Below are 19,823 nucleotides of genomic sequence, written 5' to 3' on the forward strand. Positions count from 1 at the left end.
ATGCCCAAAGGAGAACCATCATGGAAACCATTCGTAATTTCATCCCAGCGTCTGCTCGTGCCACCTGGTACGCGGTCGCATCCGCGCTCGTCGCAGCACTCGTATCCTGGGGCGTCCTAGACGACACCGCAGCACCAGCCATCACCGGCGTCATCATCGCCACCGTCACCCTCATCTTCGCCCTGCTGCACTCTGACACGCCGTGGCGTCAGGCCGTCTACGGCCTCGCCGCTGCGCTCGGTGTCCTTGGCGTGTACCTCGGTTGGGGCAGCGAAGTGCAGATGGACGCGCTGCTGGCGGTTATCGCCCCGGTTCTCGGCCTGGGAACCGCTGCAGCGACCACTAACCCTGGCGAGTATGTCGGTGAGCACCGGCTGGGCGAGTAGGAGCTGGCGCGGTGACGGAAAAACTGTTCAACCCGCGCCTGATTGCCACAGTCTGGGCAGTCTACGCTGCAGCCACCAGTTACGGCTACTACGGGCATTCGGTGACCGCGCTCACACCAGTTGAGGCGGCGCTGCCGGCCGGTAGTCCGGCGTTGGCATGGGCGGCCGCATCGCTGCTTCTGGCTATTGGTGCGGCCACCTCTCCGAGAGGGAAGTGGGCAGCCCTTGGCGGAGTCAGCAGAACCGCAGGCATTGCAATCTGCGGCGCGTTGCTGACAATGTGGGCGAGCTCGTATGCGATTGACGCGATCCACGACGGGTCACGAATGTGGGTGAGCGCGAAGAATTATCTGCTGTTGGCTATTACTGCGGCTGCGTCTGCCACAGTGATGGGGCGAAACCGCTCCCGTGGGGAGGTTGCGTATGGAGATCAACTGGGGAAGTCTCATTAATTCGATTCCGGGTGCTGTGGTTGGCATTATCGTGGCGTGGATTGGCTGGAAGGGCCGTAAAGAAGAGTCTTCGGTGACGTTCAACGGAACGCTGCTGCAGAGCCAGGACAATCGGATTAAGAAGCTCGAGGACCGACTCGATAGTGTCGAGAGTCGCCTGCGGGACACAGAGGCGATGCTGCGAGTGGAGGAAGACCGGACGCATCTTCTTCGCCGTGGTCTCACGGACGCGATTGATTGGCTACGAGAGTTCATTGACTGGGCGCGTTGTGGCGCGGAGGGCGCCGCACCGCAGCCGGACTTGGCGAGACTAACCGGGATCGTGGGGGATTCGCAGGTTTTGCCGACGGCGCGGAACCCACCGACCGAGGAATAAATCAAGAATCTTTGCCCCGCTGGTTTGAGTTGTTCGGGATTTCCGAACAGTTCACTGGCGGGGCGTTTTTTCATGCCCAAAATCCGCTGCATTTCCGCTGCATTTAAACCAACAAGAGCCAATCTAAGCCAACATTAGCGGGGGTAGTCAGATAGGGTAAACCCCCGCCTGAACAAGGAAAACACCAGTTCAAGACGGGGGTAGAAAAAGCGCCCCCAGAAGGATTCGAACCCTCGACCAATCGGGTAGAAGCCGACTGCTCTGTCCACTGAGCTATGGAGGCTAGCTAAGAAAAGCATTGTAGCGTCTCTAATGTAGCCAATCACAACCGGTTCTGTTCTAGGGACTTTGGTGGCTAAGCTTAGGGCTATGACTGCCACAACCAAGGCCGAAACCTCTCCGCCTGTTAGCAAGGATAAGAAAGTCCGTAAATCTGCTGGTTGGTACGTTGTTTTTGTGCTTATCGGCGGCGTTCTAGCTGGTTTGCTCTCGATGGCGTTCAACATGGATTCGCGCGCCACGTTGGGTATTCCCGATCCCGGCACAATCACCACCTTCGGGTTCCCGTTCGCGAAGGCGGCCGGTGAGCTGCTCGCCTGCCTCGGCGTAGGTTCGTTTATGCTCGCCGCTTTCGGTACGAAGCAGCGTGCCGACGGCACTTTAGGCCTTGACGGCTACACGGCATCCCGCACGGGTATGTGGGCCATGCTCGGCTGGGGCCTCATGGCCTTGATGGAGATTCCGCTGGTGCTCTCCGATGTGTCGGGCCAGCCGCTATCGACGACGATTCAGCTGAGTAACTGGGCTGTGTCGTTGGAGCAGACCAAGGAGGGCTTGGCGTGGCTGTGGGTAGCTATTTTTGCGGGCATTGTGGCGCTTGGTTCATCGCTGACTCGTAAGTGGATTTGGCAGCCGGTGTTCTTCGCCATCAGCTTGGTGTCGATGATGCCGCTGGCGGTTGTAAGCCACAATGCCTCCGGTGGTGCCCATGACTACGGCACTAACTCCTACATCTGGCACTTGACCTTCACTGTGTTTTGGGTCGGCGGTTTGATGGCGCTGGTTGGCCACGCGCGTCGTCGCGGTGAATGGATGCCAGAGGTAGTGAAGCGCTATTCTTTCGTGGCGTTGGTGGCTTTCATCGCCATGTCTGCCTCCGGCTTCATTAACGCAGCCATCAACATTGACTGGTCTGACCTGGTCAGCAACAACTACGGCATCATGGTGCTGGTCAAGGCCGTTCTCACTATCTTGCTGGGCCTATGCGGCTATGTGCACCGCAAGATCACCATTCCGGAGATTGAGCGCGCTCAGTCGAATCGTCCATTCTGGCGTCTGGCCATTGTCGAGGTCATCATCATGGCGCTGACAATCGGCGTTGCCGTAGCTCTGGGCCGTACTCCGCCGCCACCGAATTTCTCTGAGCAGGCCGGCGGTGAGGGCCTGCCGTCGATTACGCAGATGCAGGTCAAGCTCGGTTACAACCTGGAGATCCCATTCGGTTGGGAGGCCATGTTCACGCAGTGGCGCTTTGACATCTTCTTCGGCTCTGCCGCCATCATTGCCGCGTGGATTTACTTGTACTGGCTCTACTTGCTGAAGAAGCGCGGCGGTACCTGGCCGCTGTCCAACACCCTGTGGTGGCTCGCCGGCTGTGCCACGCTGCTGTTTACTTCGTGCAGCGCGCTGGGCGTGTACATGCCGGCTCTGTTCTCGGTTCACATGATCGCCCACATGCTTTACTCCATGGGCATTCCGGTCATGCTGGTCCTGGGCGGTCCAGTTACGCTCGCGCTGCGTGCGCTGAAGCCGGCCGGCCGCGATGGTCTGCCTGGTATTCGTGAGTGGCTGGTGGTCTTCATCAACAACCCGGTGTCGCGTTTCCTCACGCACCCGGTTGTGGCAACGGTGCAGTTCGTCGCGGGCTTTTACCTGCTCTACATGACACCGATTTACGACTTCCTGGCTGATGAGCACGCGGGCCACGTGTTCATGAACATCCACTTCTTGATCTCCGGTTACATCTTCTACTGGGTCATTATCGGTGTCGATGCTGCACCACAGCAGATTGAGCCGTCGGTCAAGCTGGTCACGCTGATGGGGTCGTTGCCGTTTCACGCTTGGTTCGGTATTTCGCTGATGCAGTCGCAGCAGGTGCTTGCCGAGGCCTATTACGCCAGCCTGGATCTCCCTTGGGCAGTGAATCTCCTGGAAGATCAGAACGTTGGTGGTGCCGTCGCGTGGGCTGCCGGTGAGGTTCCGCTCTACATCGTCACCGTTGCGCTGTTTGTACAGTGGCGGCGTTCCGATGAAAAGGATGCAGCCCGCTACGACCGCGTCGCAGACCGCAACAATGATGAGGAGTTGGCCGCTTACAACGAAATGCTCGCTCGCATGAGCCAGCAGGTCGGTGTTGGTGGCGAGGATGAGCGCGATTACTACACCTCGGAGGTTGACGCGCAGCATCCGGTGCACATGGATAATCCGATTGATGCCTCGAAGAGGCGCGGAAGGTAGCGTCGTTAAGCTGATTTTGCATGCTTGACGACGAGGATTGCCGCGACTTCGCCCCTCAACTTCATACGTAGCCTGTGGATAGTTGTCTTTTCGACAAACTTATCCACAGGCTTTTTATGTACCTCTTTCATTTGTTTCTCGAAGCCGGAAAAGTAATTGGCACGGCACGAATGAGACACCTTCGAATTATTCGGCCGCAGTAGGTAAACGCTTTCTTTGGGGGAGGAGCCCGATGTCTGAGGCAGTTATTACCGTGGTGGGCAATGTGGTCCATCATGTGGAAAATCGAAACACCAATTCTGGGGCAAAGGTCTGCAAGTTTTCTGTGGCATCCAGCAAGTCATGGAAGGGGGAGAATGGTTGGGAGCAGTCGGAGACGTCGTATTTTGATGTTGAATGTTGGGGCAAGCTCGCCGAGAACGTGAATAACACGGTGTGGAAGGGCCAAGCCGTCATTGTCCACGGTCACGTTCGTACGGATCGCTGGGAGGGCGATGATGGTACGAAGCATCAGCGCCAGAAGATTATTGCTAAGGCGGTAGGTCCGAATCTGCGCCGTCACCTGGCAACGGTGAAGACTATGACTGAGAAGCCGCATGAGTCGCCGACCGGTCTTGGTGAGGCATCGACTGGGGATTCGGAAGCTTCGGTTACTGAGACAGTCGCGTCTCAGGCCGGGGCCGTGCGCACCTTCACTGCTAGTACGGGCGGCGCTGGTGAGGCGGGGAACACAGGTGCAGCTAGTTCGGAGCAGCAAGAAATGGCTGATGCAGGAGTCAGTGCGCCGTTCTAACCCAGGAGCCAGTACATCGTTGTAGAGCGGAATGAGGGGGAGCCGCTGAAAGAGCGGAATGAGGGGAGGGGTAATTACTGCACGTGAGGTGACGCTGCTGAGAAAGGGGAGGGATTGCATACGATTCGGCAGCGTTATCTCGCAGCTAGTTTTGCTAGCAGCCTGGCAGAGATTTTGGTGGGAAAGGATTGCGGGTACGCCCATGTAGATTGTGCCTTTTGGTTCCTATGCGTAACCTCTACAGGGATTGCTTATTTCCTTTCTACGAGGGGACGAAATTCCACCATGGGTGAGTTCATCTACCAGATGAAAAACGTGCGCAAGGCGCACGGCGATAAGGTTATTCTCGACAACGTCACCATGGCGTTTTACCCGGGCGCAAAGATCGGCGTGGTCGGTCCGAACGGCGCAGGTAAGTCGTCGATTCTGAAGATTATGGCTGGCCTGGATCAGCCGAGTAACGGTGAAGCTTTCCTGGAGCCGGGCGCCACTGTCGGCATCCTCCTGCAGGAGCCTCCGCTGAATGAGGAGAAGACCGTTCGCGGCAACGTCGAGGAGGGCCTCGGCGACATCTTCGAGAAGAAGGCTCGTTTTGAAGCCATCGCCGAGGAGATGGCCACCAATTACACCGACGAGCTCATGGAAGAAATGGGCAAGCTTCAGGAGGAGCTCGACGCCGCTGATGCTTGGGAGCTGGATTCCAAGATTGAGCAGGCAATGGATGCGCTTCGCTGCCCGCCGGCGGACGAGCCGGTTACTCACCTCTCCGGTGGTGAGCGTCGTCGTGTAGCACTGGCGAAGCTGCTGCTCTCCGAGCCGGACCTGCTGCTTCTCGACGAGCCGACTAACCACCTGGACGCCGAGTCCGTGCTGTGGCTCGAGCAGCACCTGGCTAAGTACCCGGGTGCCGTCCTGGCCGTGACCCACGACCGTTACTTCCTGGATCACGTCGCTGGCTGGATCTGTGAGGTCGACCGCGGCAAGCTCTACCCGTACGAGGGCAATTACTCGACTTACCTGGAGAAGAAGGCTGAGCGCCTCGAGGTTGCAGGTAAGAAGGACGCCAAGCTGCAGAAGCGCCTGAAGGACGAGCTGGCGTGGGTCCGCTCGGGTCAGAAGGCTCGCCAGGCCAAGAACAAGGCCCGCCTCGAGCGCTACGAGCAGATGGTGGAAGAAGCCGAGCAGTACAAGAAGCTCGACTTCGAAGAAATCCAGATTCCTACCCCGCCGCGCCTGGGTAACCAGGTTGTCGAGGTCAAGGACCTGGAGAAGGGCTTTGATGGCCGTGTCCTGATTAAGGACCTGTCGTTCACCCTGCCGCGTAACGGCATCGTCGGTGTGATTGGCCCGAACGGTGTGGGTAAGTCCACCCTGTTCAAGACAATCGTGGGTCTCGAGCAGCCGGATTCCGGTGAGGTCAAGGTCGGTCAGACTGTTCAGCTCAGCTACGTTGACCAGGGTCGTGAAAACATCGATCCGGAAAAGACCGTCTGGGAGGTCGTCTCTGATGGTCTCGACTACATCGTGGTCGGCCAGAACGAGATGCCGTCTCGTGCGTACCTGTCTGCATTCGGTTTCAAGGGTGCGGACCAGCAGAAGCCGTCGAAGGTTCTTTCCGGTGGTGAGCGCAACCGTCTGAACCTCGCGCTGACCCTGAAGCAGGGCGGTAACCTGATCCTCCTGGATGAGCCGACTAACGACCTTGACGTCGAAACCCTGTCTTCGCTGGAAAACGCACTGCAGAACTTCCCGGGCTGTGCTGTGGTCATTTCCCACGACCGTTGGTTCCTGGACCGCACCTGTACCCACATCCTCGCATGGGAAGGCAACTTCGAAGAGGGCAAGTGGTTCTGGTTCGAGGGCAACTTCGAGGGCTACGAGAAGAACAAGATTGAGCGTTACGGCGAGGAGGCTGCACGCCCGTCGCGCGTCACTCATCGTCGCCTGACTCGCTAATCTGTTTTCTCGCGAATCTGATTTTTGCCAACGGCAAAGTCCGGAACCTTGTGGACTGGCTCGCACCAGTGCACAGGTCCCGGGCTTTCGCGTTTTTCGCAGGATCGTAGCTCCAGAAAACGCCTATAGTTCTGGGTATGACTGAATCAGCACCATTTCGTACCAACGTCGCTATCCGCTGGTCTGATTTCGATCAGTATGGCCACGCTAACAACACCGCTTTCCTGGAATACGCCCAGCAGGCTCGTCTGGACTTTGTGATGCGCGGTCTCGGCGGCGGGGCAGGGATGCCTGCGGCAGTGGTGCGTCGCCTGGAGATCGACTACGTCCGCGCTATTTTGCCGGACACCCAGGAAGTTGTGGTTGAGACCGAGATCATCAACTTCGGTCGCACCTCTTTCACACTTCGCCAGACAATCTCCGACCAGCATGATCACATCGTTGCTGTGCTCGAAACCGTGATGGTGATGTTTGATCTCAAGACTGCGAAGGCAGTCGAGCTCTCCCCGTCTGCCCGCCGTGAACTGGAGCGTTTTGCAGCTCCCGCAATCGAAGACAACAAGGAAGACCAGGACAAGTAATTCGCCGTGACTACTTCTCATCCCGCTGCCGAGCTGACCTTCGGCACTCCCGATGCCCTGAAGAACCTGGGCGTCCTGGCCCATAAGGCCTACGCCCTCGACGAGAGCACGTTGCTACGCATCCGAGCACGTAAGACCACCACCGCTGGTATCAGTTCCTCGTCGGCACCTAACGCTGCGCCCGCAATGTCGCAGGTATGGGTGAAGACCCCAATCGGCCCGCTCGCCATGCGCACGATTGCGCTGCACGCGCTTCCCGACGACATCATCGTCACCGCCGCGGAGATTAAAGACATCGCAGTGCGTGCCTTTGCGCAGGCAAAAACTGCTGAGGACGAAGAGGAGAAAGAAGCTTCGCTCACCGCGATGCCATACCGCGTGCATGCGCAGTCGGCGTCCTCCTGGCCGGGATTCCTGCCAGTGCCGGAAGGATGGCAGGTGGTCGACTATGTTCCAGCGACTGCTTTCCGGACTCTCGAGAAGCAGGGGCGCGCGGTCGCCGTCGAATCTTCCGGCCCGATGGGCATGCCACCGTCTCTGCTGGACCAAAAGGTTCTCACTGTCAGCGGCGGTACCGGTGAAGCCACTGTTGATACAGGGGAGGGGCAGTCGCAGGAGACGTCGAAAAGCGTGGTGGACGTGACCATGCGGGACGTGTTTGCGCTGTGCACGATGGGCTTTATCCCGGAGCAACCGGATGAAAAAGAGCCGGTGCGCGTGTCCACAAAGGGACGGTGGCACCGGCTGGATGGGCGGTTTGGCTCGATCTTTACGCTCGAGTCCTTTGGCGTGCTGCCGCTGCTGAACTAGCGGGGCAGGGGCCTAATTCCTACTGCGCGTCGAAGCGGTTGATGAGCATGTCAGCAACCTGCACCATGTGGTTCCACATGGCTTCGCGCTGGGGGCGGGGGAGCTCGTCATCGGAAATGTCTGCGAGTGAGGCGCTCATGATTTCCAGCCAGCGGTCGCGTTCGGCCTCGCCTATGGAAAACGGCATGTGGCGCATGCGCAGGCGCGGATGACCACGCTGTTCGCTGTAGGTACGCGGCCCGCCCCAGTACTGGACGAGGAACATGCGTAGTCGATCCTCGGCGCCCTCCCAGTCATCGCTGGGGTACATCGGGCCGATGAGGTCATCGGAACGCATGCGCGTGTAAAAACCATGGACGATGCGATTGAAGACATCCTCGCCGCCGACGGAGTCAAAGAGCGTCTGAGAAGTTGTCATGGCACCAAGTCTATCGACTTGATGCCACGAAAACGATAACGGCCAAAGTGCCGACCAAAAACAATTGTTACTTCGCGTCGAACTCGCGGGCGCGGAGAGCGAGCTTCACCAGGAACTGCTGCTCAGAAATGATGCGCTTGACCGGCGATGCGGTCTCGTCGCTGTCGAGCAGGCGCTGAGCGGCCGCAGTTGCCTCATCGCTGATCTCCCAAGTGGGGTAGAAGCCCTCGAGGAGAGTCTGGGCCGTCTCGGAGGAGAACTGCTTCCACCAGCTATTGGCAATAGCGAAGAAGTGCTCCGACAGCGAGGCTGCCGACTGCTCCGCGTTGATGGTGACACGGGAGTCGTCGTCAAGCGCCTGCGCGAGCACCGCACCCGAGCCCGGCGCGTTGAAGCCGGCCAGTAGGTGGCGAATGACAAGGTTCGACGGGGCGTCGTCGCCGGAGACCGTCGCTTCAGCCCAGACGCGGGACTTGTTGGCGAGCGTCGGCACAGAGGCGCGGCAGGCGATGGCAGCCTGCGCGCCGAGTGCTGAGTTGTCGGTCTTTTCAAGCTCTGCGATGGCGTCCTCGCCTTCGAGACCGGCGGAAACTAGAGCCTTCAGGGCGCGCCACTGCATGTCGGTGTCGACAGTGACAGCGGGGAAGCCAGCCTTGTCGGCGTCGCCGGCGTAGATGGTGCGCAGTGCGTCCACGACATCGCTATTCGACGAGCCCACGGTAGCCAGAGCGTTAACGAAAACCAGGGCGCGGTCGGCGTCGGTTTCCTTCTTCGCGTAGTCCAATAGGCCCTGTGCCAGCAGATTGCGTCCGGTGGAGTCGGCCCACTGTGGATCGGCGTAGACGTTGACAGCGCTGACCGCCTGAGCGATGACGCGCTCCAAGACGGAGAGCTTGTCCTCGCCCGGGATGCCGCGGAGCACGAGGTTGACGAAGTCACGAGCGCGCATCTGGCCTGCGCGAACCATCTGCCAGGTGGCGGACCAGCACAGTGTGCGTGCCATCGAATCGGTGAAAGCGCCGATGTTGTCGATGACGGTGGCAAGCGAGCCCTCGTCCAGGCGAATCATGCTGTAGGTGAGGTCGTCGTCGTTAACCAGCACGACGTCGCCAACTGGCGTGTCGACTAGTTCTGGGACATCGGTGCGGGCACCGCGGACGTCGATTTCGACGCGCTTGGTGCGCTCAAGTACAGCGTCCGCACCGGTGCCGCGCAGGTTGTAGATGCCCACGGCGATTCGGTGATCACGGAGTTCACCGGCACCCGGCTCGGCGCCTTCCTGCGTGACTGCGAAGGAGGTGTACTTGCCGTCCTCTTGATGGAACTCTGGCGCCAGGGTGGTGATGCCGGTGGTGGTCAGCCACTGATCGGCCCAGCCAGACAGATCGCGACCGGAGGCCTCGGAGAGCGCCTCCAACAGATCCGCGAAGGTGGCGTTGCCAAAGCGGTGGCGGGCAAAGTGAAGGCGGGCACCGGCGAGGAAGGCGTCCTGACCAACGTAGGCGGCCAGCTGCTTGAGGGTGGACGCGCCCTTGGCGTAGGTGATGCCGTCGAAGTTCTGCTCGACGGTGTCAATGTCGCTGGCATCGGCGGCAATCGGGTGCGTCGACGGCAGCTGATCCTGCTTGTAGGCCCAGGCCTTCTCTACGTTGGCGAAGGTGGTCCAGGCGTGGCTGTAATCGGAAACTTCAACCTGTGCGGCGGCAGCCGACCAGGTAGCGAAGGACTCGTTGAGCCAGAGATCATCCCACCACTGCATGGTGACCAAATCACCGAACCACATGTGAGCCATCTCGTGCAGGATGGTGTCGTTGCGACGCTCGTAGAGGTAATGGGTGGGCTTGGAACGGAAGACATACTCGTCGCGGATGGTCACGCAGCCGGCGTTTTCCATCGCACCCATGTTGTATTCCGGGCAGAAAATCTGGTCGTACTTGCCGAACGGGTAGGGCTCGCCGAAGTGCTTGGCGTAGAAGTCGAAGCCTTCCTTGGTCTCCTTGAACAGAGTGTCGGCATCGAGGTACTCGGCGATGGACTGGCGGCAGTAGATCCCTAGCGGAATGGTCAGCTCGCCGTCCGGCTGGTGCTCGGCAGGGGTTTCCGGGTGCGGTGCGACAATGCCGGTCCACGAGTCAGTGACCTCGTGCCACGGGCCCGCACAGACTGCGACGAGATACGTCGACAGCGGAACATCCACTGAGAAGTCGAAGGTGTCGGCCTCATTGCCATGGACATCGGTGGTGGTGCCGGTCTTGGCTACCGAGTTGGAAACAACCTTCCAGCTCTTCGGTGCCACGACGTGGATTGAATACGTCGCCTTCAAATCCGGCTGGTCAAAGCAGGCGAACACGCGCTTGGCATCGGCAGTTTCAAACTGCGAGTACAGGTAGGTTTCGCCATCGGCGGGATCCTGGAAACGGTGAATGCCCTGGCCGTTGTTGGTGTAACGACAGTCCGCATCGATAACGACGGTGTGGTCACCTTCGGCCAGGTCCACGTTAATGCCGGTCTCGCTGTCATAGCGAGCGGCCTCCGTGGCGTCGACGCCGTCGATGGTCACACTCTTGACAACCGCATCACGCAGGTCAATAAAGGTGGAACCAGCGCGCTTCGCTTTCAGAGAAATTGTGGTCTTGGAAGCGAATGTTGGTGCGCTGTGCGGCCCACCGACAGGTGCGGTCGTAAGGTCGAGCGAGATGTCGTAGTGGGACACCTCGAGCATGGCCGCACGGTCGGCGGCCTCGGTCCTGGTTAGGTTCGTGGAAGTCATGCGACAAGTGTAACCACGACCCCGGATTGGGAATCGGGCAGTAGCGGGGTGGGCGGGGTGACCTCGACTTCCTCGCTCATTGCGTGTCGATTCGGGCGGTCGATTGACGGTCGATTCGGCGAGATTTTGGCTTCTTTGGCATGCGAGCAAAGCCGAACGTGAATACACTTCGTTTCATGTACAAACTCAGTGATGATGCAAGCAAGGTTGAACGGGTCAACGCGGCGTGGGATCGCATTGAAGCAAAGCTTGGCGACGATGCTCTGGAGGCCCCGGCGACAGAAGCGGAACTGGATCAGCTTGAGGCTGACCTCGGAGTAAAGCTGCCAGACTACGTGCGAGCTTCGTGGCTGCGGCACGCGTCTGTGGACGGTGAGCCGTGGGACGGTGGCTGGATTGCGCCGCCTAAGTCGATTCTGAACGACTACAAGCTGTGGACTCAGCTGCAGGCAGACGGCGAGTTCGATGATTTTGAAGCCGAAGGCATGGACAGCACCGACTCGGATGGCAAGTGGTATCACGAGGCATGGATTCCTCTGGTCATGGACTTCGGCGGAAACAACTACTGCCTGGACATGCGCTCGGGGAAGATGGTCTCCATGGACCATGAGGTGGGCTCGGAGTTCCTGGACTACGCAGATTGGCCTGCCTACCTGGAAGCTGCCGCTGACTCGCTGGAGGCTACGGGCTTGCCCTGGAACGGCTAGGTAAGCAATCTGGACGGCGTCCGATGGGGGGGGGGAGTCAGTTAGCACCGGGCCCGATAGAACTTCGGACCCATCCGAATTCATGAATGCGAACCGAAAAATTCCGCCCTATAGTCGTTGATAAGTCAATCAATGCTTTAGGAGGACTTTCACATGAGCAATCGAGACAAGGTCACTTTTTACTTCGACGTTTCCTGCCCGTTTTGCTGGGTGACGTCGCGCTGGATTAAGGAAGTCGAAAAGGTCCGCGATATCGAGGTCGAGTGGAAGCCGATGAGCCTGTCGGTACTCAACGAAGGTCGCGATGAGCTGCCGGAAGACTACAAGTTCATGATGCAGTGCAACTGGACCCCGGCACGCCTGTTCAACGCAGTGTTCTCCCAGGATGGTCAGGAGGCCGTCGACAAACTCTACACCGCGCTGGGCACGAAGATTCACAACGAAAGCCGCATCGATCGCCACGCGCATGTCGACGAGCCGGAGCACGCATTCGACGAACTGATTAAGGAATCCCTCGCAGAGGTTGGCCTGCCGGAAGAGCGTCTGGCCCAGGCCCTGACTACAGAGTTTGATGAGCTCATGCGTGAAAACCACGCGGAGGCCATGAAGGAGGTCGGCAACGACGTCGGCACTCCGGTGGTCAAGCTCAACGACGTTGCCTTCTTTGGCCCGGTGCTGACCCGCATCCCGCGGGGTGAAGAAGCGGGCAAGATTTTCGACGGCTCGGTCGCCCTTGCCAGCTACCCGTACTTCTTCGAGATTAAGCGCTCCCGCACTGAGAGCCCGCGCTTCGACTAAGAAAGCTGTAGCAGCTGGGGCGTGCAGCTAAGAGGGCTGACCCGCCCCGACGCCAGCATTTTGCCCGGTGGAGGCCTGCCGTTCTTCTTCGCTCATGGCAGCCCACCGTGGCGGGATGTAGATGCATGTCGGATCGGATGCCGTGTAATCCCCGGTCAACGCGTACGCAGTCGAGCGGGACCCACCGCATACGCTGTGGTATTCACAGACGCTGCACTTGCCGTGCCAATTATCAGGATCGCGGAGAGCCTTAAAAGCCGGCGAGTTGGAATAAATCTCTTGGAAGGGTGTTGCCTTTACATTACCGCAGTGAAGCGGCAGGAAACCATTGGGGTAGACGTCGCCGATGTGGTCAATGAAGGCAAAACCTGACCCAGAATTGACGGCCATGGGGGAGCGCGGCCGGCGTGGCTTTTCCGGCACAGCGCCGAGAAGCTTTGTCGTTTCCTCGGTCAAGTAGCGGTAGAGCTCGCCGCCCTCATAGGGTGGCAGCCCCTTTTCCTTCGCTTCCTCCTGCTGCATGACGACGCGCCGATACTGCGGCGCCTCCGTCGTTTTAATGGCAATTCGGTTGGACACATCCGATAGCCAGTGCAGAACGTCCTCGCGTTCCTCCGGCGACAAAGCGCCCAAATCCGCACCACGACCAGTGGGAACGAGGAAAAAGACGTACCACATCTTGGCCTGCATCTCCATGACGGTCTTCAGCAGCGCTGGTGCCTCATGAATATTTCCCTTGGTCAGGGTTGAGTTGATCTGTAGCCGGTAACCGGCCTCGTTGATGTGCGGAGCCATCTCGAGCGTCTTTTCAAAAGTGCCCGAAAACCCGCGGAACTTGTCATGGGTCTGGGCAGCCGCGCCATCGAGCGACATCGACATCGCCTTGCCACCGGCCTCACGCAGTGACTGAATCCGCTCCGGCGTCAATCGCGGCGTCACCGATGGCGACAGCGACATATTCAGGCCCTGTTCCGTGCCGAACCGAACCAATTCTTCCAGGTCATCGCGCTCAAACGGATCACCGCCGGTGAGCACTACAAGAGGCTTCGGCTTGCTATACGACGCTAAGGTCTCCAGCAGCATCTTGCCCTCGGTGGTCGAAAGCTGGTGAGGATGCGGCTCGTGCTGTGCATCTGCACGGCAGTGCTTGCAGACCAAGCCACAAGCCCGTGTGACCTCCCAAATGACAATAAATGGCTTCTTATTGATGTCATGTCGAACCGTTCGCACCACCGGTGCGTGATGATTCCCATGGGAGCCATGGGCTTCCGGATCGACTTGGAAGTGAGCTTGCGGCGCAGGAGACACGGTAAAAGCACCCAATTTCCGGTTTCGAAGACGTGCTGAGACGCAAATACAGTCACTTTTCACCCTATTCGGCTGCGCAGGGGGACGTCGTCAAGCACTACCTAAAACGGGTGCAGACGCCGTGGAATCCGTGGGAACCGCTAAACTTGCTGCCATGCGTATTTACCTTGGTGCAGACCACGCCGGTTTTGAAATGAAGAACCTGATTAAGGCCCACCTGGAGAAGGCTGGCCACGACGTCGTTGACTGCGGCGCTCACACTTACGACCCTGCAGATGACTACCCAGCATTCTGCATTGAGGCGGCTTCCCGTACCGTCGCCGATCCGGGCAGCCTGGGCATCGTGCTCGGCGGTTCCGGTAACGGCGAGCAGATCGCTGCTAACAAGGTCAAGGGCGCTCGTTGTGCGCTGGCTTGGTCGGTGGAGACCGCAAAGCTTGCCCGCGAGCACAACAATGCTCAGCTGATTGGCCTCGGCGGTCGTATGCACTCTGAAGAAGAGGCTCTGGCCATCGTCGATGCTTTCGTTTCCCAGCCGTGGAGCGAGGAGGAGCGCCACCAGCGCCGCATCGACATTCTTGCAGAGTACGAAAACACTGGCGTCGCCCCGGAGCTGCCGAAGGCTTAAGAGGCCACTGTTCTCCATCTGGGGGATAGGTATAGGAAAGGATAGGGGCTGTTTCCAGAATATTCTGGAAACAGCCCCTATCGTGTGCTTAGGCGGAGTAGGAATTGGCCTATGGCAAATCCGGAAGCACACCGCCGAGTAACTGTTGTACTGTTCCCCGGGTTCGAACTCTTAGACGTTTTTGGGCCGGTTGGCCTTTTTGGTCATGTCCCAGAGATTGAGGTCGAATATGTCGCCGACATTGCCGGTTCGATAACCAGCGCTCAGGGGGGCGGAGGTTATCGCCACGCGCTGCACCGCTGAACTCGAGGCAGTCGATATTCTCCTGGTGCCCGGTGGAGCAGGGAGCAGAACACTAGTTGAGGATGCAGAGTTTTTGGACTGGCTTAAGCACATCGGGTCCCGGGCGCGGTTAGTGGCATCGGTCTGCACGGGGTCGGCACTGCTAGCTGCGGCTGGGCTACTTGAAGGAAAGCGAGCAACTAGTAATAAGTTGGCTTTTAATTGGGCTACCTCGTTCGGAAACGAAGTGACGTGGGTGAAAGAAGCCCGATGGGTTGAAGACGGTAATCGGTGGAGCTCATCAGGAGTTGCAGCAGGTATGGATATGGCTGTTGCTTTAATTAGCAGCATCCTTGGCGAGGAAGCTGGGAGACTTGCCGCCAGAAAAATTGAGTATCGGCCCCAGACAGACGGCACTGTCGATCCTTTTGCGAATCGAGCGAAATAGCGGCGCCGGGCTTTTCCTAAATATCGAAGCCGTCGAATCCGCCGTCGAAGAACCCGCCACCGTCGCTGCCACCATCGCCGCCGCCGAAGAGGCCGTCGAAGAAGCCGCCACCGTCGCCTGCGTCACCAGCATCAGCGGCACCCCCACCGAAGTCGCCGCCGCCAAGGTCATCGCCACCGAAATCGTCTCCACCGAAGTCATCGGAACCAAAGTCCTCGGTGCCGCCGAAGTCGTCGGCGCCGGTGCCCATGCCGCTGGCGAACTCATCAGCGCCGTAGGCAACGCCGGCCATACCGTGGAAGAGAGTAGAGAACAGCAGCATCGAGCCTGCGGTCCAGACACCGGTGCGGAGCGCGGACTTCCACCAGGGCTCGGAGTACCAACCGGCCGGAACCGGACGGCCAGCGACACGACCACCGGGGTAGTAGTTCGGAGTTTCCGGGGTGGCGTATGGAGAGGCGGTAACCGAGTGGCCTTCGTGCTCAATGGTGCGAGTTTCGGTCACAGAACCAGCGGCCTTCTGACCCTCCAGCGGTGGCAGTGTCGGCCCCGCCGGCAGGCCCATAATTTCGCGAGCCGCATTGATGTAGTGCAGACCCTCCAGCGCCGATTCGCGGGCCATTCGCGCCTGTGCCGGGGTGCGTGCAGTAGAAATCTGCGAGGAAGCGGCATTGTAGCGCTCGGATGCGTCAGCAAGAGCCTGCGTGGAAGCCGAATCGGTGCCAGCCAGGTTCAATACCTGTGAGCCCAGTCGCTCAATCCATCGGCGGGCGTCTGCGACGGCGTCTTCCAATTGATTGTTCTGGCGAGCATCAAAGGCCCTGTTTGAACGGTTTTGAGCCATCGACGCGATGATAATTGCGCCGCCGACGGTGATCGCGATCAGAATTAAAGCCCCCATGGGCTAGGCCTCCAAAAAGGAAATTGCGGGTACTGCTTGTAATTACTTGAGATAACGCATGTAGAGCGAAAAAAGTTCCCGAGCTTACATATCTGTCCGACAGATGTAGCTCGGGAACCAGGAAATGATTGGGTATGGGTAGGTATCTATGATTCGGCGGAGTCGGTGCTCTTGGTGCGGCTCTTCCGATTGGCGTGCCATGCGCGAACTTCTTCGGAATCCCACAGGGTCAACCCATGAAGCTTCGCGACGGGTTCAGGAGCCTTCTTGCGGCCAGCGTAGCTGGTGAAAGTGCCACGTGCGGTGCCGGAAAAAGCAGCGCATTCGACCGCGGTCCATAGTTCGTGTCCAGTATCGGCATCGATAATGGTGGGCTTCATGGTGCCCAGAGTACCCGTAGCACTGGATCCTGAACAGAGGTCAGAAGAATTTCTGGTCCCCGGACGTCGGCTCAGAAAGTAAAAACCGGGAGCAATGCGCCCGGTTGCGTGGAGGGGATGACGGGAATCGAACCCGCGTCTTCAGCTTAGAAGGCTGACAAGTGGGGTTCCTAACGTGATTTTTGATTTTTTTGGGGGGACATCGTCAACAACGGGCCGGGGCTCCGATTCGTTCCAGGGGGAGCGGATTTTTCGCGAACGATCCGGTTGCTCTACTCGGTTGCTTTACGACGACCCCGTCGACGCGCGAAACCCATAACATTTTGTTTGAAAACCAAAAACTAGGCGTGATGTGTGACATAGGATGTCGGCATGTCAACCAATGTGCCTGCCAATGACCGAACTCTCCATCCTCAGCCGCGCACGTCGCCGCTCGCGAAGCCGTTGCATCACGACGTCGATCTGCGGGGTCTGCTGATCGGCACGGCGTCGGCCGCCGGGCAGATCGAGGGCGGTGACGAGAACAACGACTGGTTCGATTGGGCCCGCGAGCCCGGCAACATCGCCGATGGTTCGACCCCGCTGCGCGCCACCGACCACTGGAACCGGTGGCGGGAGGACAACGAGCTCATGGCGTCGCTGGGTCTGCCCATCGCTCGCATCGGCGTGGAGTGGGCGCGTATCGAACCGCGGCCGGGGGAGTTCGACCATGCGGTGCTGGATCGCTACCGTGAGGAGATTGCCGACCTGCGGGACAAGGGGATTCGTCCGCTGGTGACGCTCCATCACTTCGTCAATCCGCTCTGGTTCGCTCGGCGCGGCGGCTTCACCTCCGATGAATCGCCGGCGGCTTTCCTGCGCTATGCGGAGACGACCGTGCGGGCGCTCGACGACCTCGTCGACGAGTGGATCACCGTCAACGAGCCGAACGTGTACGCCACCCAGGCGCACATGTTCCGCTCGGGCCCGCCGGGCAACCGCTCGTGGGGCGACACGATGGCCGTGCTGCGCAACATGGCGGTGTCCCACATCCGCGGTTACGAGGTCATCCACGGCATCCAGGGGGATCGGGCGAAGGTCGGCATCGCCCACCACGCACGGGCGTTCGCGCCGCGCAATCCGCGCAACCCCATCCACCGCGGCCTGGCGCGGATCAATCGGCATCTGTTCCAGGACATCGTCGCCGACGCGCATCTGGCGGGGAAGTTCCATCCGCTGCTGGGCGGGGCGAAGGTCGGCCGCGGGTTGCCGTCGGGCCGCCACCACGACTTCCTGGGCCTGAACTACTACTCGCGCACGGCCGTCGACAAGTTCGACGACGGTACCTTCGTCGGGGCTCCGGTCAACGACCTCGGGTGGGAAATCCACCCCGAGGGCCTGGTCGAATGCGCCCGCGACCTGAACGAGCGTTTCGGCGGACCGGTCTGGATCACCGAAAACGGCACCTGCGATCTCGGCGATCTGGAGCTGTCGGTTGGTGGCGTGGACGCGGGCGTCGAAAAGCCGAATCCGGCCGGGGACTACGCCAACCCGGACGCCGGGGCTGCCGACCGCAGGCTGGAGTCGTTCCGGCCGCGGTTCATCCTGGAGCACCTGCGGGCCATCGCCGAGTCGGACGTGCCCATCGAGCGCTGGTACCACTGGTGCTTCGTGGACAACTGGGAATGGGCCGACGGCGAAGAGCCGCGATTCGGCATCGTCCACCTGGACTACGAGACGCAGGAACGGACGATGAAGCCGTCGGGCCGCCTGCTGGCCGAGCTGGCCCGCACCGGGCGGATCACCCCGGAGCTGCACCGGCGCTACACCGCAGGCCGTCGTTACCCCGTCGCGGACGAACACACCGACCCCAACGTGCGGGCGCAGCCGCCGGAGCCGGATGGGGTGCAGGGATGAGCTCCTCCGAACACGCCGGCTCCTCCGAACACGCCGGCTCCTCCGAACGCGCCATCTCCGACGTCGGGCGTTTCACCGCCGACCCCGCCCAGCGCACGCCGGTGACCACCGGCTGGATCGTGCGGTACGGCCTGCTGTACCTGGGGCAGAACATCTCGTGGGCAGCGCCGACGCAGCTGTTGTTGGCGCAGCAGATCCTCATCTGGCATCCGGGGGAGAAGGAGGAGAAGTTCGCGCTCCTCATGGCGGTCGGCGGGTTCTTCTCCATCATCGGGCATCCGCTGGCCGGGTGGTTGTCGGACCGCACGGACACGCGCTGGGGCCGCCGCGCCCCGTGGATCCTCTTCGGCGGGCTGGCGGCGGCCGGGTCGCTGGTGTTCCTGGGCGCCGCGCCGGGCTTCATGGCGTTGACCATCGGGTGGGCGGTGTTCCAGCTGGCCATCGCGGCGTCAATCAACGCGGCCCAGGCGGTGGCGCCGGATACGGTGCCGGACAATCAGTACGGCGTGGTCTCGGGTGTGCTGGGGCTGACGTACACCCTCGGCGTGGTGCTGGGCACCGTCGTGGCCACGGTGTTCGACCTGGGGCTGGCGTACATCGTCACCGCGGCGCTGCTGCTGGTGCTCATCGGCCAGTTCCTGCCGGGCTTCCGCGACGTGTCCCGGGTGCGGTCGCAGGCGGCCGCATCTCCGGTGCTTGACGACGCCGGCGGGGACGCTGACGCCGTGGTGCCCGCCGTCGCCGAGGTGCCCGGAGGGCTCTACCGCGACTTCACGTGGGTGTTCATCGCCCGGTTCCTGGTGACCACGGGCAACTCGGTCGCGTTGTTCTACCTGTTCTATTACCTGCGCGATCACATCGGCCACCCCGATCCGGATGCCGGCGTGCTCGTCCTCACCGGCGCGTATGCCCTGTGCGTCATCGTCACCGCGATCCTGTCGGGCAAAGTGTCCGACAAGATGGGCAAGCGCCGGGTGTTCGTGGCGTTGTCGTCGATGGGCGTCGCCGGGGCCTGCGCGATCATGGCGTTCGCCGGGAGCTTCGCCATGGTCGTCGGCGCGGCGGTGCTGTTGGGTCTGTCGTGGGGCGTGTTCATGGCCGTCGATCAGGCCCTGATCAACCAGGTGCTGCCCAAGGCCGATGAGCGCGGGCGTGACGTGGGCGTCATGAACCTCGCCGTCGCCGGCCCGAACATGGCCGCCCCGGTGCTCGCCGCCTTCGCGTTGGCGAACCTCGGCGGGTACCCCGGTCTGTACGTTTTCGCGGGCGCGCTCACCGCCGTCGGTGCGGTGCTGGTGTACCGGGTGCGGTCCGTGCCCTGATCTCCGTGCGTTGAACAGCGTGCGGCCGGTGCCCTAATCTTCGTGCCTTGAACGGCGTGCGGTCGGCGTTACGGTTTGATACCGTTCGTTGCAG

20 protein-coding genes and 1 tRNA gene are annotated in these 19,823 nt (G+C 60.4%); 15 read left to right on the plus strand and 6 right to left on the minus strand.

Annotated elements, in window-relative coordinates; genetic code table 11:
- Positions 1–20 precede the first annotated feature (20 nt).
- The 3 genes from NQ014_RS00260 to NQ014_RS00270 are packed head-to-tail and all read left to right on the plus strand — an operon-like array spanning position 21 to position 1,214.
- Entirely contained in the window at positions 21–386 is a 366-nt protein-coding gene (locus tag NQ014_RS00260; RefSeq protein ID WP_257072981.1) for a hypothetical protein, read from the plus strand.
- Between the two features lie 11 nt (positions 387–397).
- Positions 398–838, plus strand: coding sequence for a hypothetical protein (locus NQ014_RS00265; protein ID WP_257072982.1), 441 nt, complete (start codon positions 398–400; stop codon positions 836–838).
- Positions 810–1,214, plus strand: a complete 405-nt coding sequence (locus NQ014_RS00270; protein WP_154844012.1) for a hypothetical protein — start codon at positions 810–812, stop codon at positions 1,212–1,214. Before NQ014_RS00265 ends, NQ014_RS00270 begins: the two co-directional genes overlap by 29 nt.
- 210 nt (positions 1,215–1,424) lie before the next feature.
- Here the strand turns inward: NQ014_RS00270 and NQ014_RS00275 are convergent.
- Positions 1,425–1,497, minus strand: a tRNA-Arg gene (locus NQ014_RS00275).
- A gap of 86 nt (positions 1,498–1,583) precedes the next feature.
- Here NQ014_RS00275 and NQ014_RS00280 point away from each other — a divergent pair.
- The 5 genes from NQ014_RS00280 to NQ014_RS00300 all read left to right on the plus strand — a co-directional run bounded on the left by NQ014_RS00280 (position 1,584) and on the right by NQ014_RS00300 (position 7,871).
- The gene (locus NQ014_RS00280; protein WP_049189874.1) at positions 1,584–3,731 is read left to right on the plus strand and encodes a cytochrome c oxidase assembly protein; all 2,148 of its coding nucleotides are present in this window, start codon (positions 1,584–1,586) and stop codon (positions 3,729–3,731) included.
- Between the two features lie 232 nt (positions 3,732–3,963).
- Positions 3,964–4,524, plus strand: a complete 561-nt coding sequence (locus NQ014_RS00285; RefSeq protein ID WP_257072984.1) for a single-stranded DNA-binding protein — start codon at positions 3,964–3,966, stop codon at positions 4,522–4,524.
- A gap of 285 nt (positions 4,525–4,809) precedes the next feature.
- Positions 4,810–6,480 carry an energy-dependent translational throttle protein EttA gene (gene ettA, locus NQ014_RS00290; RefSeq protein ID WP_016422285.1) on the plus strand — a complete coding sequence of 557 codons (1,671 nt, stop codon included), beginning with the start codon at positions 4,810–4,812 and terminating at the stop codon, positions 6,478–6,480.
- Positions 6,481–6,617: 137 nt separating this feature from the next.
- Positions 6,618–7,061, plus strand: coding sequence for a thioesterase family protein (locus NQ014_RS00295; RefSeq protein ID WP_016422286.1), 444 nt, complete (start codon positions 6,618–6,620; stop codon positions 7,059–7,061).
- 6 nt (positions 7,062–7,067) lie between these two features.
- Positions 7,068–7,871 carry a hypothetical protein gene (locus NQ014_RS00300; RefSeq protein WP_257072988.1) on the plus strand — a complete coding sequence of 268 codons (804 nt, stop codon included), beginning with the start codon at positions 7,068–7,070 and terminating at the stop codon, positions 7,869–7,871.
- A 19-nt stretch (positions 7,872–7,890) separates the two neighbouring features.
- Here NQ014_RS00300 and NQ014_RS00305 read toward each other — a convergent pair whose 3' ends face one another.
- Together NQ014_RS00305 and pepN are read right to left on the minus strand one after the other, a co-directional pair.
- A complete protein-coding gene (locus NQ014_RS00305) occupies positions 7,891–8,289 on the minus strand; it encodes a globin (protein ID WP_070546401.1) in 399 nt (132 codons plus the stop codon).
- A gap of 67 nt (positions 8,290–8,356) precedes the next feature.
- Complete coding sequence (gene pepN, locus NQ014_RS00310) at positions 8,357–11,059, minus strand: aminopeptidase N (RefSeq protein ID WP_257072990.1); 2,703 nt, start codon at positions 11,057–11,059, stop codon at positions 8,357–8,359.
- A gap of 176 nt (positions 11,060–11,235) precedes the next feature.
- On the opposite strand from pepN, the gene NQ014_RS00315 reads away from it, so the two are divergent.
- Positions 11,236–11,766 (plus strand): SMI1/KNR4 family protein, encoded by a 531-nt coding sequence (locus NQ014_RS00315; protein WP_257072991.1) that lies wholly within the window; start codon positions 11,236–11,238, stop codon positions 11,764–11,766.
- Positions 11,767–11,919: 153 nt separating this feature from the next.
- Positions 11,920–12,564, plus strand: a complete 645-nt coding sequence (locus NQ014_RS00320; RefSeq protein ID WP_257072992.1) for a DsbA family protein — start codon at positions 11,920–11,922, stop codon at positions 12,562–12,564.
- Between the two features lie 27 nt (positions 12,565–12,591).
- Here NQ014_RS00320 and NQ014_RS00325 read toward each other — a convergent pair whose 3' ends face one another.
- Positions 12,592–13,797 (minus strand): TIGR04053 family radical SAM/SPASM domain-containing protein, encoded by a 1,206-nt coding sequence (locus NQ014_RS00325; protein WP_257073346.1) that lies wholly within the window; start codon positions 13,795–13,797, stop codon positions 12,592–12,594.
- Positions 13,798–14,026: 229 nt separating this feature from the next.
- Between NQ014_RS00325 and NQ014_RS00330 the strand changes: the two genes are divergently transcribed.
- The 3 genes from NQ014_RS00330 to NQ014_RS00340 all read left to right on the plus strand — a co-directional run bounded on the left by NQ014_RS00330 (position 14,027) and on the right by NQ014_RS00340 (position 15,230).
- Positions 14,027–14,500 (plus strand): ribose-5-phosphate isomerase, encoded by a 474-nt coding sequence (locus tag NQ014_RS00330; protein ID WP_070857118.1) that lies wholly within the window; start codon positions 14,027–14,029, stop codon positions 14,498–14,500.
- Positions 14,501–14,611: 111 nt separating this feature from the next.
- Positions 14,612–14,803, plus strand: coding sequence for a hypothetical protein (locus NQ014_RS00335; protein WP_257072994.1), 192 nt, complete (start codon positions 14,612–14,614; stop codon positions 14,801–14,803).
- A 25-nt stretch (positions 14,804–14,828) separates the two neighbouring features.
- Positions 14,829–15,230 carry a DJ-1/PfpI family protein gene (locus tag NQ014_RS00340; RefSeq protein ID WP_373467688.1) on the plus strand — a complete coding sequence of 134 codons (402 nt, stop codon included), beginning with the start codon at positions 14,829–14,831 and terminating at the stop codon, positions 15,228–15,230.
- A 16-nt stretch (positions 15,231–15,246) separates the two neighbouring features.
- On the opposite strand, the gene NQ014_RS00345 is transcribed toward NQ014_RS00340, so the two are convergent.
- Entirely contained in the window at positions 15,247–16,131 is an 885-nt protein-coding gene (locus NQ014_RS00345; RefSeq protein ID WP_070566880.1) for a hypothetical protein, read from the minus strand.
- A 146-nt stretch (positions 16,132–16,277) separates the two neighbouring features.
- Entirely contained in the window at positions 16,278–16,511 is a 234-nt protein-coding gene (locus tag NQ014_RS00350) for a hypothetical protein (protein ID WP_048734899.1), read from the minus strand.
- Between the two features lie 372 nt (positions 16,512–16,883).
- On the opposite strand from NQ014_RS00350, the gene NQ014_RS00355 reads away from it, so the two are divergent.
- Both NQ014_RS00355 and NQ014_RS00360 read left to right on the plus strand, forming a co-directional pair.
- Entirely contained in the window at positions 16,884–18,407 is a 1,524-nt protein-coding gene (locus NQ014_RS00355; protein ID WP_101688156.1) for a glycoside hydrolase family 1 protein, read from the plus strand.
- Positions 18,404–19,729, plus strand: coding sequence for an MFS transporter (locus NQ014_RS00360; RefSeq protein ID WP_257072998.1), 1,326 nt, complete (start codon positions 18,404–18,406; stop codon positions 19,727–19,729). Before NQ014_RS00355 ends, NQ014_RS00360 begins: the two co-directional genes overlap by 4 nt.
- The last annotated feature ends 94 nt before the right edge of the window (positions 19,730–19,823 follow it).

The organism is Corynebacterium sp. 5QC2CO (genome assembly GCF_024580435.1).
GTDB lineage: Bacteria > Actinomycetota > Actinomycetes > Mycobacteriales > Mycobacteriaceae > Corynebacterium > Corynebacterium jeikeium_D.

Bases quoted from the DNA above. Each gene is read 5' to 3' on its own strand.
- NQ014_RS00260 (WP_257072981.1), top strand. From the start codon at position 21: ATGGAAACCATTCGTAATTTCATCCCAGCGTCTGCTCGTGCCACCTGG.
- NQ014_RS00270 (WP_154844012.1), top strand. From the start codon at position 810: ATGGAGATCAACTGGGGAAGTCTCATTAATTCGATTCCGGGTGCTGTG.
- NQ014_RS00280 (WP_049189874.1), top strand. From the start codon at position 1,584: ATGACTGCCACAACCAAGGCCGAAACCTCTCCGCCTGTTAGCAAGGAT.
- NQ014_RS00285 (WP_257072984.1), top strand. From the start codon at position 3,964: ATGTCTGAGGCAGTTATTACCGTGGTGGGCAATGTGGTCCATCATGTG.
- ettA (WP_016422285.1), top strand. From the start codon at position 4,810: ATGGGTGAGTTCATCTACCAGATGAAAAACGTGCGCAAGGCGCACGGC.
- NQ014_RS00295 (WP_016422286.1), top strand. From the start codon at position 6,618: ATGACTGAATCAGCACCATTTCGTACCAACGTCGCTATCCGCTGGTCT.
- NQ014_RS00305 (WP_070546401.1), bottom strand. From the start codon at position 8,289: ATGACAACTTCTCAGACGCTCTTTGACTCCGTCGGCGGCGAGGATGTC.
- pepN (WP_257072990.1), bottom strand. From the start codon at position 11,059: ATGACTTCCACGAACCTAACCAGGACCGAGGCCGCCGACCGTGCGGCC.
- NQ014_RS00315 (WP_257072991.1), top strand. From the start codon at position 11,236: ATGTACAAACTCAGTGATGATGCAAGCAAGGTTGAACGGGTCAACGCG.
- NQ014_RS00320 (WP_257072992.1), top strand. From the start codon at position 11,920: ATGAGCAATCGAGACAAGGTCACTTTTTACTTCGACGTTTCCTGCCCG.
- NQ014_RS00330 (WP_070857118.1), top strand. From the start codon at position 14,027: ATGCGTATTTACCTTGGTGCAGACCACGCCGGTTTTGAAATGAAGAAC.
- NQ014_RS00335 (WP_257072994.1), top strand. From the start codon at position 14,612: ATGGCAAATCCGGAAGCACACCGCCGAGTAACTGTTGTACTGTTCCCC.
- NQ014_RS00345 (WP_070566880.1), bottom strand. From the start codon at position 16,131: ATGGGGGCTTTAATTCTGATCGCGATCACCGTCGGCGGCGCAATTATC.
- NQ014_RS00350 (WP_048734899.1), bottom strand. From the start codon at position 16,511: ATGAAGCCCACCATTATCGATGCCGATACTGGACACGAACTATGGACC.
- NQ014_RS00355 (WP_101688156.1), top strand. From the start codon at position 16,884: ATGTCAACCAATGTGCCTGCCAATGACCGAACTCTCCATCCTCAGCCG.
- NQ014_RS00360 (WP_257072998.1), top strand. From the start codon at position 18,404: ATGAGCTCCTCCGAACACGCCGGCTCCTCCGAACACGCCGGCTCCTCC.